Below are 14,995 nucleotides of genomic sequence, written 5' to 3'. Positions count from 1 at the left end.
CCCAGAAGCAATCCATCAGGTACAGGCGATCGGTGAGGAACCAGTAATGTGCTTTTAAACGTTTTCAATTCGCTCCTCTCACTAATCGAGCAGTGAATTTTTAGGTTAGAGAAATGATAGATAAATGAGAGGATCATGAGACAAATATGAAAGTTTTCTGAGGAAAAATTAGTTAAGATAAGGGGAAATTAAAGGATAAACAACTATAGATGTTTACTTCACTCGAACTTTTGACCATTTCTTTTGTAGCCGTGGGATTAGCCGCCGATGCCGTGGCCGTTTCTCTGACCAGTGGCCTGATGATTCGTCATATTCATGTTAATAAGGCTTTGAAAATAGCTTTGTTTTTTGGGGGATTTCAAGCGATTATGCCGATGATCGGTTGGGGTATCGGTCTAACCTGTCGGGATTTCTTCGCCTCTTTTGACCACTGGATCGCTTTTATTATTTTAGGGGTGATCGGCAGTAAAATGATCTACGAAGCTGTTCAAAATGATGATGAGGAAAAAAGGTTTAATCCTCTAGATTCCTATACTTTAATCGGATTAGCGATCGCTACTAGCATCGATGCTTTAGTAGTTGGTTTGGGTTTATCGATGATTAAAACTCCCTTACTTTTAGCTTGCACTATTATCGGTTTCATTACCTTTGCTTTATGTTTTATAGCTGTTTTTATCGGTCATAAATTCGGTAATTTATTTAGTCAAAAGGTGGAAATTCTCGGCGGTTTAGTTTTAATATTAATCGGCAGTAAAATCCTTATTGAACATTTAATTGCCTAGATTATCTCCATTTTTCACTATCCTCCCTATTTTCCCCGACTATTTCCATAGGCGAGTGGCTAATTCGGGATAACCAGCCTCAATTAAAGCCTGATCTCTGATACGACAGGAATCGCATAAACCACAGGGTTTAACTTCACCTTGATAACAAGACCAAGTATCAGCAATGGGAACCCCTAAACTAACAGCACGACGGACGATATCTACCTTACTATCCATCACCAAAGGGGCAATTAATTGGGGTGCTTTACCTTCTAAACCCGCTTTCGATGATAAATTAGCTAAAGTTTGAAAGGCCTCTAAATACTGGGGACGACAATCGGGATAACCAGAATAATCCACTGCATTAATTCCTAGATATATCGCCTCCGCTGCCCTTGCTTCCGCTAAAGAAAGAGCGATCGAAATAAAAACTGTATTTCTCCCCGGCACATAGGTAATCGGGATAATATTCGGGTTAATTCCCTCTTGGGGAATAGCAATAGATTGATCCGTTAAAGCGGAACCTCCCCACAAAGATAGATTGACTTCGATCAGATGATGTTCTTTAATATTGAGGAAATTAGCAATTTTTTTCGCCGCTGCTAATTCCCGCTCGTGTCTTTGTCCATAACGAAAAGAAAGGGCAATTAATTGATAACCAGCTGCTATAGCGATCGCTGCTGTTGTCGCTGAATCTAATCCCCCGGAAAGTAAAATAATCGCCTTTTTTGTCATTATCCTAATGTCACCTGTGTTTGTTGATAATTAGCTACTAAGATAAATTGTTTTAGCCACCGCGAACCTAACAAAATCTCCTGAATTGCCTCCCCTGCAAAAACGGGAATTTCCTATTCCTGACCATCAATTCTTACTCTGCCTAAATATATATCAAAAAATGCTTCGCCTTGGGCGGTTATCAATTTATTTTGTCGCAAAAAATGCCAATCAAGACTGTCAGCATCTTGACTATTTATGGCTAAAAACTCGGTAAAACCCTTATCCAGCATAACTTCTGCGGGTAGAATCAATCCATCATCGCCAACTAAATCAATATCAAAATAAATTTGTCCTTTGGTTCCAAATCTCCCTGCAATCATATTCTGCCACTAACTCCAGTTTCATTAATGCCAAAGATATGATGGATTTTGTCGGGATATTTTGCCCTTGCTTTTTTACTGGCCACTTCTTGATCGGGATCGATAAAATAATCGCCGCTATCGGGTTCGATCGCAATGTACCAACCATAGTAATGTTTCATTAACCGGGGCTGTAAACTCTGAAAAATCGGCCAACAACGATGATAAAATTCTAATTGTCGGGCGCGATGTTTGGCCTTTTCTTCCTCTGTAGATTGAATCTCCGGAAAAACTCGACCACGACGCACTACTCGTTCAGAATTGTTGTTAGACATAGTAAGTAATAGGACAAAATTAACTTCTTGGTTAGGATAGGCGTAATTAGTCACAGTAAGAAGCAGGGATTATTGAGAATAAAGTAATCCTTAAGCCCTAGATAGATAGTACAAAGTCTTTTTGAGGTGGAGAACGCTCGCTGGCTAACAAGTTGAAAAGTTCCTCAACCGCATTTGGCTCTTCTAGGTTCTGTGTGAGCATGGTACAATAGTAACACGGAACAGGAGGTGGGTTATGTGGATAAATTTTGATCAACTCCTCGATTTACCAAATGTAACAGTGGTCAATGTTCGTAGATCTGGACAAGAAAATTTGACTAGATGTGATTAAAGGACATAAGCAAGATGAATTGAGAATCCTTAAAAGCACAGCCAGAAACAGTGCGGGAGAAGGTGAAAGAAGTGAGCGTCGATATGTGGTCAGGATTTACAGCAGTGATCAAGGAATTATTTCCCAATGCTAAAATCATCTATGACCGTTTTTATGTAATGGCTATCATCAATCACGAGCTTAATAAATTGAGAAAGTTAATGGGGGTGCATGAAAAAGGATTACCTCATTTATTATGGAAAAATAAAGAGGACTTAAAGCACGAGCAAAAACAACAACTAGAAGTTATCCTGAAAGAACATCCCTGCTTAGGAATAGCCTGGGAAATGAAAAAAGAAATTAGACAAACTTATCAAAGTTGTAGAACGTTCAGAGGTGCTGAGAGAAAATTGGAAAAGCGGAATATTATATGAAAGTAGTGCCAGTATGATCCGGAAGCATTTGCCTGGTATTTGTAATTAGGGCTTGCTGAATAAATGTGAAATGTAGGCAAGGTAAGAGTTTTATGGCTTTTCTCGCGAAACAGGTGCAAGATTTTGAGAGAATCGTCGTTCAAAACCTTGCGTCTTCATCGGCCCGAGTCCTGTAGGGGCGAAGCATTCGGGCAATAACCTATCGGTGAAACCGGAGATTTTCTATCCGAATGCTTCGCCCGTACTTTTTGCCGCAAACCCTAATTACTCACTTGCATAAATGAGATGCTCCCGGATAATAAGGATAAAGTTATCCCCTCACCCAACCTACTTACCGACGATTTAAGAAACCGCCACCATTACCCCAGCGCGGTCGGGAATTAAAGAAACCACCACGGTCAGACCAACCATTGCCCCAGGGCCGCGCATTAACAAAACTACCACCGCGACCATCTACCCAACCACCGACACGACTATTCCCCCAACCGCGATTGCCACCATCTCCCCAGCCTAAAGCTTGTAAACTAGGATCGGCAGTACCTTCCGGCAGTTGGTTAACCCGTTCGCGTACAGCGCTAGATAGACGACTTAAACGCGCTTCAATGGGATTAGCCTCGTCTGAGGCGGCCTGAGCGGTGCTAGTCAGACCGAAGGCAGATAAAGCGAGAAGAAAGCCGACTAAACCAGTTTTATTGCTGATATTCACCTGAATTTATGCTCCTATTTGGCTTCTTGGGGATTAATTTGGGCGTGTTCGATAACTTTGAAGGCAAAAAACCCCTTTAATAATTCTGGGGGGATGGGAACCAGGCCTTGACTACCGAACCAGCGATCGATTTGACTAACGGTGGCCGTATCATTGGTGATGTAATCCTGCATCATTTTAACAATGGCATAGTTGACATCATCCAAAAAAGTAGAGTTATTTTCGGGAACCATGCAAGCAATGCCAAAATTAGCTAGAGCTTCTTCGGGGACGATTTCGTAGATTTTAGGGTTATCTCTGAGGATTGTTCCCGCTAAAGAAATGCTATCCCCCGCTATGGCGTCAATTTTACCGGTTTTTAAAGCTTCGATCGCTTCTTCTACAGTGCTGTAGGTGGTAACAATTGTCGCTTGCGGTTGTACTAATTTAATCACATCCACGGCCGCAGAAGTGGGAACCAAGGCGATGCGTTTACCGATTAGGGATTGAGGAGTGGAGAGATTGCTACCTTTTTTGGCTAAAATCCTAATCCCAGAAATGCTGTAACTGATGGAAAAATCGACAACTTTCGCCCTTTCCCAAGTAAAAGCCGTACTACAAGCGATATCGATGTCCCCGCTACGAATGAGATTAATTTTCTCTCCGGGTTGGTTAGCTTCAATCATTTGCAGGGTGACGGGACGACCGAGACGAGTTTCCAATCGTTTTCTAATTCGTTCCAACACATCCATAGAATAGCCGACCAATTCCCCCTTATCATTGACGTAGGAGTAGGGAATCGCATCAAAACGGGTTCCTACGGTCAAAAATCCCGTGCGAGCCACTTTTTCCACCACTGTTTCCGCTAAACTCGCACTGGCGAGGAACATAGGTAATATACAACCTAGTCCCACTAACTGTAAAATCTTCTTCATAAATCGAGTGCTTACTCCCGTACAAACATAACTATACTAGAAGTCGCTAAAAAATCTTCAAGGTTTCCATAATAATTTCTGTGAACTTTTACAAATTAGATGGCGGTTCAAGGCGAATTAATTGACCGTTACCTTCATCGGTGAGCAGGTATAAAAATCCGTCGGGACTTTGACGCACATCCCGCACCCTCTGACCGATGGGAATCGCTTCTTGATTGATAATTTCACCCGATTTATCCACTGACAGACGGCGAATATCCCTGGAAACTAAACCACCGGCGAATAAATTTCCCTGCCAATTAGGAAAGCGATTACCGGTATAAAAGACCAATCCCGAAGGAGCGATCGCAGGTGTCCAAATTGTTTTCGGATTGATCAGACCTAGTCGAGATTCTTCGCGGGAAACTGGGTTATTAGTGCCGTACTCTTGACTGGCAGAAACCACTGGCCAACCGTAATTTTTACCTTTTTCAATTAAATTTAATTCATCCCCTCCTTTCGCTCCGTGTTCGGTTGCCCAGACTCTTTTAGTCATCGGATCAAAGCTGATTCCTTGAATATTCCGATGACCATAACTCCAAATTTTAGAACCCCCAAAAGGATTATCTTTCGGTATAGAACCATCGTCATTGATGCGGATAATTTTACCTAAATGACTTTGCCGATTTTGTGCCTGTTTTCTAATTAAATCTCCCGCTAATTGTAGGGGAGGATTACCCCCGTCCCCAATTGCTACCAATAAAGTGCCATCTGGTAGCCATAATAACCGCGAACCGAAGTGTTGAGAGCCGGTTTTTGTCTGGGAAACTTCAAAAATAACCCGCAGATCTCGCAAACTTGCACCATCATAAACCGCACGAGCGACGCGGGTACGATTAGCCTCCTGGTCTCCGTGGGCATAAGTTAGATAAATCCAGCGATTTTGGGCAAATTGGGGATGAATTGCCACATCGAGCAGTCCTCCTTGTCCAACGGCAAAAACTTCGGGAACTCCAGCGATGGCTTTTGGATGCAATTTGCCCTCTCTAACCACCCTTAAACGACCTGGACGCTCTGTGATCAGGATTTCCCCGTTAGGTAGCCAAACCATCGACCAAGGATGCTCTAAACCCTCGATTACGGTCACTTTTTGCCATTGATTGGTCTGGGAATTATTCGCCGAAGTTAATACATTTGCACCTTGACAACTGGAGATAATTATGGTAAGCAAAACGCCAGATACTATAGGCGAGAAAATGCGATTAAGAGAAGTAAGCATTAGTTGGTAACTCCCCAGACAAATATTGGTCAATTTTCCCCGACTAATCAGGTTCACCCTACAATTTTAGAAACCGGGCAGTTTTAAGAAACGTTTTAGGCGGTTTGACTTGATTGGGCAATGCGCTCTCCACAAGAATTCCTACCCTCGTACCCACCGTTAGCTCTAAGGGAACATCAGGTTCAAGCACTGTCCCATCAAATATGGCTTCGAGTTCTTGGAACATTATTCTTCACAGGCTATGGCTTGTTTCTAGTATAATCTCATGGGTGTGGAGCCTAAACGTTCAATCTATTAGTATTCTTAAGTATTTCTATGGTCAATCAATAGACATCCCCAAAAACTTATAAGCGAGTCACAACAAGGAAGAAAGGCAGATTAGACAGAAAGTCAAAATTGACTCTTATCAATCATTGTTGGGTGCAGGGTAAGCGCATCTTAACAGTCCTTAACAAAATGAACTTTATCTGAGTTGCTTACCCAGAGAGCGATTCAGGCATATTTGAGGAGAATTGGCCATCTCAATTGTTAAGCAAAAATTGACCAAATGTGAGGATTTCGTGACTACTCTGATTGACTGGTATCACCTGAAATGCCCACACAGCAAGCGGATCACAAAATTGGCCAATTGTCAATAGCTTTTGAGATGCTCTCACCCTACTGTTTGGTGTTGCTAAAAGTTTGAGGTGTTGCTATGATGAGCCGAGAGTAATTTCCGATTTTTCCTTTGGAGTGTCAACATTATGACTCAAAAAATATTAGCGAAATTAATGTCTTTTGCTGGCAGCAATAAGCTAGGATTATTCAAGATAGCGATCGCATCTTCTTTTTTGGTAATTGTTCCGCAGGGGCAAGTTAAGGCTGCACTTCTTACCGTAGCGAATAACAGCTTTGAAGCCCCGATCATCACTGCCCCACAGGGGTTTACCAACGATAATACCATCACTGGCTGGGTGGTAACCCCAACAGGTTCGGCGCTGGCGGGGCTTCTTAATCCATTCCAAGCTCAGAATTTTGCTTTCACCAATGGTACTGTCCTTAATAACACTTTTTACAATCCAGGGGTTGGGGCTCCTAATGGAAATCAAATAGCCTACAGTAACGGGGGAACTATCTCCCAGACACTTACCGGAACAACTTTGCAAGCGGACACGAAATATACTTTGAGCGCGTCTGTGGGACGCAGAAGAATCGTCAGTACCTTTTCGGGCTTATACAATATCCAACTTTACGCCGGAGCTAACCTTCTAGCCTCTAAGAATGATATTATTCCCAATCTTGGAGACTTCGCAGATGTCAGCTTTAGCTATACCACTGCAGGTATCGGCACTCTTCCGACCGGGGACTTAAGAATTGTTCTGACCTCAAATGGATCCCAGGTAGGTTTCGATAATATAACCCTTGACGCTACTCCCGACATTCCCGAACCTTCCGCTATATTAGGATTGCTAGGTTTCGGACTGTTGGGAATCGCTTCAAAGTTACGACAAAAACAATAAGTAGTCGTGCAAAATTAATTTCCTAGTCAGGACGGGAGACGGCTTAGATTTGTAATTAATTTTGCTTAGGTACTTAATTTAACCGAATTAGGGGTATGAAGCTTTCCGGCCACTGATTCCCCCACTAAATCTTCTGGAGAGCTATCCCTAACCCTCTCAAACTTCTTAAGATTGTTTTGACAATCCTCCCAAAGGAGTTTAGCATCATGACAATAGCAATTATTAAGTTAGATGTGACTGGAATGTGATATGACAGTCGCTTTTTTACTTTATGAAGCTATCATTCAACAATTCTGAAGTCATCCATGACTCTCCCGATTATATCAATGATGATATAATCGGTTTTTATTTCTTCTCCCAATAATTGCTCGATTCTCTTATCTTGAAAAAGTCGAGTTACAGTTCGCAGCTCTGCGGGGTATTGAGCGATTTAGAGTGCTCTTATCTTTGTGGTCCTTCCTCCCGGGAGTTAGGAACTTGGAACCCCTACACCCGCTCCAATACTGGCCAGAGTTTAGGCTGTTTACCGCGTGAGAGCGTGTCTCTTTGACCGACCACCGACTCTCCCATTGGCTCTGAAATCGGCAACACCCAAAATAGTTAAACCCTATTTAGGGTTTGCTGAATAAATCTAAAAACCTTGTTGGATAATATCTTTAGGCTTTTTTGAAATCAAAAAGTGCCAGATATGGGAGGGATCGGGGGGGAGAATTAGGCACTTTTTCCCTGAAAATTAGAGGTTCTTCGTTACTTGGTATGGTTCGATAGGGGGGCATAAATCGACTAAATCCTTATCTGGCAAGAGACTTAATTGATTAGTTCGCTCCAGATCGCAAACAATTGACAAAAATTGCGGTAATGTCTGTTTCTATAAGGGTTTCATCCCTTATAACCCCCGTCCATTGCATAACACAAACCGAAGAACCAAATTAGATAACTGACTACCTCAAAATCGGTAAAACCCTACACCCCACACCCACGAAAAACTTTTTCAGCAGACCCTATTTAGAATGGGAGTTACCGGACAATTTAGCGGCTTTTCTCCTCAAGACTTAAATTAATCGTGCCGCGGGGGTTTATTGGTCGCAGAACCCGCCGGAACGACCTTGTAGGTGGGGGGGATACCTTTGAGGGAAATGAGCGTATTCATCACCGTTTTTGCCACGGGAGCGGCCACAGTGGAGCCAAAAGTATTCGCACCCTTGGGTTCATCCACCACCACCAAAACCACATAACGGGGCGATTCGATCGGTAAAATCGCCACAAAACTGGTAATTTTGGCGTTAGGTAGATAACCCCCCGTCGGACTAGCTTTTTGTGCGGTTCCCGTTTTACCTCCGATGCGATAACCAGGGATTTGGGCTGCTACCCCCGTCCCCTTGCTAACGACGGTTTCCATCATTTCCACCACTTGCCGGGCCACGGTGGGAGAAAAGACTTTTTTGCTGGGATAATCGGGCCGCCAGTGCAAACGGCCGCGGTCGTCGGCTAATCCTTTGATCACATGGGGAGTCACCAGGGTGCCACCATTGGCCAGCGCACCGTGCAATTGTACTAATTTTAAAGGCGTTAGGGATAAACCTTGACCAAAGGAAGCGGTGGCCGATTCAATGGCATTATCCAGAAATTCTGGTTCGGGTTTGAGATATCCTGCCACTTCTCCGGGTAAATCTACACCAACCCTTTGATTTATTTTCAATCCTAATAAACTTTTATAGAAATCAACTCGCCTCATTTTTTGGGCAATTTGCACCATAGCCACGTTACTAGAGGTTTGCAGAACTTGGGCCATATCTAGCGCCCCATTACCCTGTTTAGAGGCATTTTTAATCGTCCAGGGACCGACAGTAATCGCCCCCGGATCATTGACTACCGTATTAGCTTTAACTGCCCCTGCTTCCATGGCCAGGGCGATAATAATTGGTTTAAAAGTTGACCCCGGTTCGTACTGATCGGCTACGGTCCAATTTTTAAATAGAGCCACATTGGCTTTATAGTATTCATTGGGGTTAAAAGTTGGCTCACAAACTAGGGCTAAAAGAGAACCATCAAGGGAGTCCATGACGATGACAGCTCCTCGTTTAGCATTAAATTTTTTTAGCTGTTCTCGTAGGGCCGTCCGGGCTGCTCTTTGTAGTTTTAAATCGAGGGTTACTTCTAACTGTAATTCATCAAATTGAAAGATACCATCGGGAACAAAAGCCGGTAAAATTCGCCCGTCTCCCATGCGTCTTGTATTGACAGAAAAAGGATCTCTTTCTAATAACTGACTGGAACCTCTCTCTAATCCTGCCTGGCCACGATGTTCTTTATCTACATAGCCAATCACGTCGGCTGCCACATCGTCTTGGGGATAATAACGAGCGTATTTTTCCTCTAATTCTACACCATCAAGAGATAATTGTTTTAAGCCCCTAGCCACGGATTCGGTTAATTGATTGGCTAAACGAATTCCTGTTTCTTTTTCTTTAAATCTTTGAATCAGTTGATTAGTAGGAATATTTAATAAAGGAGCTAATTTATCAGCCACTTCTGCCGGGGGAATAGCAAACAGTTTTGGGTGTACATAAAGAGTATAAATCAAGCGATCAGTCGCTAAAACATTACCATTACTATCGACGATCGCCCGCCGGGGAATATAGGGTCTAATACTGGTAGTTTGCTGTTGTCTGGCTCTTTTTTGTAATTCCTGTGCTTGTACTATTTGCAATTGGTACAAGCGCCAAGCTAAACCCACAATACCCATGACTAAAACCAACCACACCGCCATCAATCGCCCGTTACTCACAGGCATTTTTTTTGACTGTTGTTGCCTTTTTTTGTCGTTTAAATAGGACTTTCTGTCCCGAATCCTGCCCGAGGGCGATCGAGTTTCTTTGCTTCTAAATTGGGGTCTTTTTGTGTCAGTCATGAGCAGTATCTTTCAGTTATCAGTAAACAGTGATCAGTTATCAGTAAACAGTGATCAGTAAATAGTAATCAGTGATCGGTAAAAAGACAGTAGGAAACTTCTATTTAATACTGCACACTTAAAAACTCACATCTGATAACTTTTAACTTACCCACTGATAACTGATAACTGATAACTGTTAATAGGCACTTCTGGGTTGAGAATTGACGGTAGATTGGGATTGAGAAGCGGGATACTGTTTCAGGTTAGGAGCAGATTTACGCTGTAAAAAGATAGTTTGGAAGGGTTGGGGATGAGTTAATCCGGTTTCGGGTTTTTCTGCTTGTTCAGCTAGTTGATGTTTAAGGGTTTCATTGGTAGCCAAAAGATTGCGCTCGTGACGTTGCAGTGTTTCCAGTTTACCAAATTCTTTGTCCCAAACCTTGGGAATATATACCGTCCAAGCATATATTCCCAGAGTCGAACCCAACAGACAAAAAGTAATCACAGCTACTATTCTTTCTAGGAGGCAAAGGAAACGTAATTGACGCGAGGCTAATTGTTTTTGTGTTGGGGCCACGGGAACTCTCACCACCGATTTAGTCGTCGGTTTTAATGTTGGGGTCGTCTGATTTACTGCTGACTGGGGACGAGGCTGACTGCCTTGGCTTTTTGGGCGAGAAACGGGAAGGGGAATATAAGAATTATGGGCAGCAGACATGATTTTCTCTCAACATTTCTAGCTAGTGGTCGTTGTCAAAAATTAAGTTTCTAAAATTAGGAGTCGGTCATCAGTAGTCAGTCGGAAATATTTAATTGATCACTGTCGCCTTTTTTCCTTTTTTCTTTTTACCTTAAAATCACTGTTCTAGCTCTAGACGTAAACGATATAAGATAGTTTGCGGATGAACTTGAGCGAGAATTTGATTAATCACCGTACTCGGTCCAGATGCCCCCCAACTACAACCGCGTTCTAGATAGATTTTAGCGGCTTTCCCGATGATATAGGTTCCATAAGCAGCAATTGCTCCCTGTAGGAGAGCGGTGCTACCGTAGAGAGTTAAAGAGGTGGGATTTTCAAAAATACTCGCCGCTGCCGCTGCCGTTTTGCCCAAACCGATAATCACAGTGCTGAGGATTTCCCCCACCAGCAACCCCCCACTGCTCAAAAGTAGAGTCCGCCAGAGTTGACCAGCTTGGTGACTGGTAATTGGCAGGCCGTACAAACGAGCTAAAGCCCGAACTAGAGTCAAATCGACGATTGAAGCCCCTAGTAGGTCTAAAATAGCGATCGGATTGGCCGCAATCGCTAAAGCCTTATATTTTGCGTATTGCCAGATAATTTCCTCCGCTTGACTGTCCCGGAGTTCCAGGGTTTTTCTAGCGATATTTTCCTCCGCTTCTTGCCCCTGCACTAAAGCATTTAAGGCCAGCAGCGATCGCCCTTCCCGATTTAAAATCGTTAAGAGTTTATCTTGCAGCTCCTCAATTTGGGGGGGAGGGGTTTCCCACTCAGTCACCACGCTCCCATCGGGGTATTCCACCCGGACGGGAATCGGTTGCGGTTCGGCGGCTACCATAACTATCTCATCGCTAGTTAACAAATCTTCTAACGTTTTTTCGTCTCGATTGGTTCCTAATCTCTGTAACTGCTGAAAAATCTGACGGCGATCAGCTTCTGGATAGAGATCAATCTTATTAAACACCAAAATAATCGGTTTTTTCGCCTGGCGCAATTCTTCTAAGGCCTCGTATTCGGTGCGGGTAATATCCCCGGCGACGATAAATAAAATCAAATCGGCACTTTTAGCGACTTCCCTGGCCATATTCGCCCGCGCTTCCCCTTCAATCTCATCCAATCCGGGGGTATCGATTAATTCTATCTGAATTTTACCCGTGGCTGGTGTCCAACGCACCGATCGCGGCCAGCGTGTCACCCCGTGCAGGGGTCCAGTTGTCAGGACTTTTTGACCGACTAAAGCGTTTACCACCGAGGATTTACCGCGACTGACTAACCCGAAGGCCGCCACCCGAATCACCGTTTCATCCAGTTTATCCAAGGCCGATTTTAAGGACTGCAAATCCTGTTTAACGGCGGCCTGAAGTTGGGGATCGGGGGGATAATTCCAATGGCGGCGAAAACTGGCATACCAAGTTAAGGCCTGTTGTAAACTAGCCTTAGCCTGATTGTAATGAGTTTCCTCGAGGGATGGGGTCTTGGTCACGGTTGATTTTTTAACTGTTTATTGATGCTGCTGCCTTTATTGTAGAGTTTCGGGGCGGTAACTGAGATGAGGTTATCTGGGGCCAGGGGAAGACTTTTCAGTAATCAGTGAAAAGAAATTAGCGAAGTTTTCCACTAAAACCCTAACACCTAACATCCTACTCCGCCAATCCCAATTGACCCAATAGCTGAAGGATAGTTTTTCCGGTTACGGGATCTCGCCAATCGGGGGCAATTTCTGCCAGGGGAAGCAGCACAAAGGCCCTTTCTCGGCAGCGGGGATGGGGTATCTGTAATTCGGGTGTTTCTAAGATCAGGTCATCATAAAATATTAAGTCTAAATCGAGGGTACGCGGTCCCCATCTTTCCCGTCGGACTCTCCCGAATAACTGCTCGATTTCTAATAATTTATGCAGTAAATCTAGGGGCGATAAATCCACTTGCACAATGGCGCCACCGTTGAGATAATCGGGCTGAGGCAGCCCGACGGCCGCGGTTTGATACCATTGGGAATGAGCTTCTAGTTTAATTCCTTTGACTCGCTCTAATTCCCCTAAAGCTTGCCCTAAAATTGTCGCTGAATCTCCTAAATTACTGCCCAGAGCGATCGCTGCTCGCTTCATCCACATCCTTCCTCAACAATAATCTCGGCTAATTCCCCCGTCGCCCCTAAAGATTTACCTAAAAATATATTGACATTTGGATGCTTTTGTGATAGTTCAAAAACTTGGGCTTCGATCGCATCCGTAATTCCACCAGCAAAGAGGAAATAGGGCAGTATAGCGATTTTTTGGCTACCTTGAGCGATTAAACTCTCGATTTGTTGGGATAAACTCGGTTCTATCGACCAATAGGCTGTAATTGCTCCAAAAAACGCCGCTAGATTCTCCACTTCCCGATTACCCCCGGAGCGACGACTACCGTGGGATAGTAAAATGCGGTCTTGGGGGCTTAAATCAGCAAATTGTCGGGATAACAGCGATTTTATGCCCTGATAACTGCCTAAATGGGGCTTTAACTCTAGCTTGATCGGCGATCGCACTTTGGCCACGGCCGCGGGAATATCTTCTTTAACGTGAACCCCCGACAGGAGAAACAGGGGGATAATCTGCAACCGGTTACATCCTTGGCTTTGTGCTTGTTGGGCAAAAGCTTCTATTTGTTGATGGAGCGGTGTTATCGCTAATTCTAGGGCGGCAGTCCCGACTAATACCCGATTATCTGCTTCTAGAACCGCTAGAGATGGGCTAAACTCCGATTTACTCCCTAATCTTTCGGCGGGTTGACTGATTTTTTCTTGAACTAAGGCTGCTAATTGCGTCACCGCCATGGCTGGACGCGGATCGCGACTACCGTGGAAAACCAATAAATAGGCTGAGGAGGTCTTCAAAGAAATCTTGCCAAAATAGTTTAGTTTTTAGCCTAATACATTTTCTCTCCCTTTAGGCATAAATGCCCCTGATATTCTCGATTTAGCTGGTAAGCGGGAAAACGTCCCCATTGGTGGGAAGTGCTACCATTTTACGCGATGTAAAGTGTGAGCAAATCGGCCCGCCGGCTTGAGTTAGCCTAGATATTGAGGTATAACCTAATTAATCGCCCAACTTAGTCAACGAGGCAGTTAACGTGAAAGTGGAAACAGACAGTAAACAATTACCCTCCTACGAACAACCACCCCTAATAGAAGTGGTAAAATTACCTACAGTTTTATCATCAGAATCTTGCCGGATAGACGCAGCAGAAGATGATGATGATGAACTGGATTGTCGGGGAGTTTTTGTAGTTTCTCATCAACCGAAAATCTTATTTTCCGAAGAAGTAAACATTAAATCTCAGGAAAAATCCACTTGGAAACCTTGTGTTATAATTGATAAGTCTCGAATCGAAGATGATAACTAATGACCTTTGGTATGAGGCGGTAGATGCAAATGTTGAGTTAACCCAAGGGGATATTATTCTTAATTGTCCTGTGGTTCGTTGGGCTTCTAAATCTGTTGAGGTAAGCAATCAAACAGAAATTGAAACCCTTCGATCCTTAGTGGAAGTAGCTGAGATTGATCTGGTTGTTATCACCCAAGGCTGCGACTTAGAAAACAAGAAAGTCAATAATGTCATCCTTTCCCCTCACTTTGCTCTCAGTCAATATCAAGAATATTGGGAACAGACAATGAACAATATGAAACAAAATCCTACGGCCAAGGCGTGGGGGAGATATTGTGATGATATTAAAAATGGTTATATATGGAATCTTTCTATGCTCAACGAAGGGGAAATCGGCAACCTAAAATTAACTCATCGAATAGTTGATTTTCATGATGTGTACACTTTACCGAGGACTTTTTTGGAATCCTTCTTGCAAAATAAACAGCAACCTCGACTTCGTTTACGTCCTCCCTATCGTGAACATTTATCTCAAGCTTTCGCTAGATTTTTTATGCGAGTTGGTTTACCTACAGGAGTAAAAAAAGTCTGGTAATAGATAAATCACCTTAACTTTTACCAATAACTACCTATAGGGAAAGATTGGTTTTTTGGCGATTCGATAAATCCTATGGTTTCCTATCCACAGTTCTAGCTTTGTGGGC

The 14,995-nt window shown here is 43.4% G+C and carries 14 protein-coding genes and 2 pseudogenes; 5 read left to right on the top strand and 11 right to left on the bottom strand.

Annotated features, from left to right (window positions below; genetic code table 11):
• Positions 1–209: 209 nt before the first annotated feature.
• Positions 210–782, top strand: a complete 573-nt coding sequence (locus ACQY1X_RS17735) for a manganese efflux pump MntP family protein (RefSeq protein ID WP_430013247.1) — start codon at positions 210–212, stop codon at positions 780–782.
• A 39-nt stretch (positions 783–821) separates the two neighbouring features.
• Here the strand turns inward: ACQY1X_RS17735 and queC are convergent, their stop codons facing one another.
• The 3 genes and pseudogenes from queC to ACQY1X_RS17720 form a co-directional block, all read right to left on the bottom strand.
• Positions 822–1,499 (bottom strand): 7-cyano-7-deazaguanine synthase QueC, encoded by a 678-nt coding sequence (gene queC / locus ACQY1X_RS17730; RefSeq protein ID WP_002742134.1) that lies wholly within the window; start codon positions 1,497–1,499, stop codon positions 822–824.
• Positions 1,499–1,861, bottom strand: a pseudogene (locus tag ACQY1X_RS17725) (aspartyl protease). Before ACQY1X_RS17725 ends, queC begins: the two are co-directional and overlap by 1 nt.
• Positions 1,858–2,175, bottom strand: a complete 318-nt coding sequence (locus ACQY1X_RS17720) for a hypothetical protein (protein WP_002736011.1) — start codon at positions 2,173–2,175, stop codon at positions 1,858–1,860. Before ACQY1X_RS17720 ends, ACQY1X_RS17725 begins: the two are co-directional and overlap by 4 nt.
• Before the next feature lie 293 nt (positions 2,176–2,468).
• Between ACQY1X_RS17720 and ACQY1X_RS17715 the strand changes: the two are divergent.
• Positions 2,469–2,965 (top strand): annotated as a pseudogene (locus ACQY1X_RS17715) (ISL3 family transposase); the annotation flags it as partial.
• Positions 2,966–3,250: 285 nt separating this feature from the next.
• On the opposite strand, the gene grrA reads toward ACQY1X_RS17715, so the two are convergent.
• The 3 genes from grrA to ACQY1X_RS17700 all read right to left on the bottom strand — a co-directional run bounded on the left by grrA (position 3,251) and on the right by ACQY1X_RS17700 (position 5,797).
• The gene (gene grrA, locus ACQY1X_RS17710; RefSeq protein WP_002736677.1) at positions 3,251–3,625 is read right to left on the bottom strand and encodes a GrrA/OscA1 family cyclophane-containing rSAM-modified RiPP; all 375 of its coding nucleotides are present in this window, start codon (positions 3,623–3,625) and stop codon (positions 3,251–3,253) included.
• A 14-nt stretch (positions 3,626–3,639) separates the two neighbouring features.
• On the bottom strand, positions 3,640–4,539 hold the full coding sequence (gene grrP, locus ACQY1X_RS17705) for an extracellular substrate binding-like orphan protein GrrP (protein ID WP_002773743.1): 900 nt from the start codon (positions 4,537–4,539) through the stop codon (positions 3,640–3,642).
• 88 nt (positions 4,540–4,627) lie between these two features.
• The gene (locus tag ACQY1X_RS17700; protein ID WP_430013245.1) at positions 4,628–5,797 is read right to left on the bottom strand and encodes a PQQ-dependent sugar dehydrogenase; all 1,170 of its coding nucleotides are present in this window, start codon (positions 5,795–5,797) and stop codon (positions 4,628–4,630) included.
• A gap of 743 nt (positions 5,798–6,540) precedes the next feature.
• Here ACQY1X_RS17700 and ACQY1X_RS17695 point away from each other — a divergent pair.
• A complete protein-coding gene (locus ACQY1X_RS17695; protein WP_430013244.1) occupies positions 6,541–7,296 on the top strand; it encodes a PEP-CTERM sorting domain-containing protein in 756 nt (251 codons plus the stop codon).
• 1,057 nt (positions 7,297–8,353) lie between these two features.
• On the opposite strand, the gene ACQY1X_RS17690 is transcribed toward ACQY1X_RS17695, so the two are convergent.
• From ACQY1X_RS17690 to ACQY1X_RS17670, 5 genes are all read right to left on the bottom strand, one after another.
• Positions 8,354–10,207: a peptidoglycan D,D-transpeptidase FtsI family protein gene (locus tag ACQY1X_RS17690; RefSeq protein ID WP_002738069.1), complete on the bottom strand. Its 1,854-nt coding sequence runs from the start codon at positions 10,205–10,207 to the stop codon at positions 8,354–8,356.
• A gap of 178 nt (positions 10,208–10,385) precedes the next feature.
• Positions 10,386–10,907, bottom strand: coding sequence for a hypothetical protein (locus ACQY1X_RS17685; protein WP_271939591.1), 522 nt, complete (start codon positions 10,905–10,907; stop codon positions 10,386–10,388).
• A 139-nt stretch (positions 10,908–11,046) separates the two neighbouring features.
• On the bottom strand, positions 11,047–12,411 hold the full coding sequence (locus ACQY1X_RS17680; protein ID WP_002736290.1) for a GTP-binding protein: 1,365 nt from the start codon (positions 12,409–12,411) through the stop codon (positions 11,047–11,049).
• Positions 12,412–12,568: 157 nt separating this feature from the next.
• On the bottom strand, positions 12,569–13,033 hold the full coding sequence (gene folK, locus ACQY1X_RS17675) for a 2-amino-4-hydroxy-6-hydroxymethyldihydropteridine diphosphokinase (protein WP_430015745.1): 465 nt from the start codon (positions 13,031–13,033) through the stop codon (positions 12,569–12,571).
• Positions 13,030–13,740 carry a sirohydrochlorin chelatase gene (locus tag ACQY1X_RS17670; RefSeq protein WP_002737106.1) on the bottom strand — a complete coding sequence of 237 codons (711 nt, stop codon included), beginning with the start codon at positions 13,738–13,740 and terminating at the stop codon, positions 13,030–13,032. Before ACQY1X_RS17670 ends, folK begins: the two co-directional genes overlap by 4 nt.
• Before the next feature lie 296 nt (positions 13,741–14,036).
• On the opposite strand from ACQY1X_RS17670, the gene ACQY1X_RS17665 reads away from it, so the two are divergent.
• Together ACQY1X_RS17665 and ACQY1X_RS17660 are read left to right on the top strand one after the other, a co-directional pair.
• Complete coding sequence (locus tag ACQY1X_RS17665; protein ID WP_002736556.1) at positions 14,037–14,309, top strand: hypothetical protein; 273 nt, start codon at positions 14,037–14,039, stop codon at positions 14,307–14,309.
• Positions 14,299–14,886: a hypothetical protein gene (locus ACQY1X_RS17660; RefSeq protein WP_002738075.1), complete on the top strand. Its 588-nt coding sequence runs from the start codon at positions 14,299–14,301 to the stop codon at positions 14,884–14,886. Before ACQY1X_RS17665 ends, ACQY1X_RS17660 begins: the two co-directional genes overlap by 11 nt.
• Positions 14,887–14,995: the final 109 nt, after the last annotated feature.

Source organism: Microcystis protocystis FBCC-A270 (assembly GCF_050500235.1).
In the GTDB taxonomy this organism is placed as follows: domain Bacteria; phylum Cyanobacteriota; class Cyanobacteriia; order Cyanobacteriales; family Microcystaceae; genus Microcystis; species Microcystis ichthyoblabe_A.
Note: the sequence above shows the minus strand (reverse complement) of the source record. Positions and strands in the feature narration are given on the sequence as shown.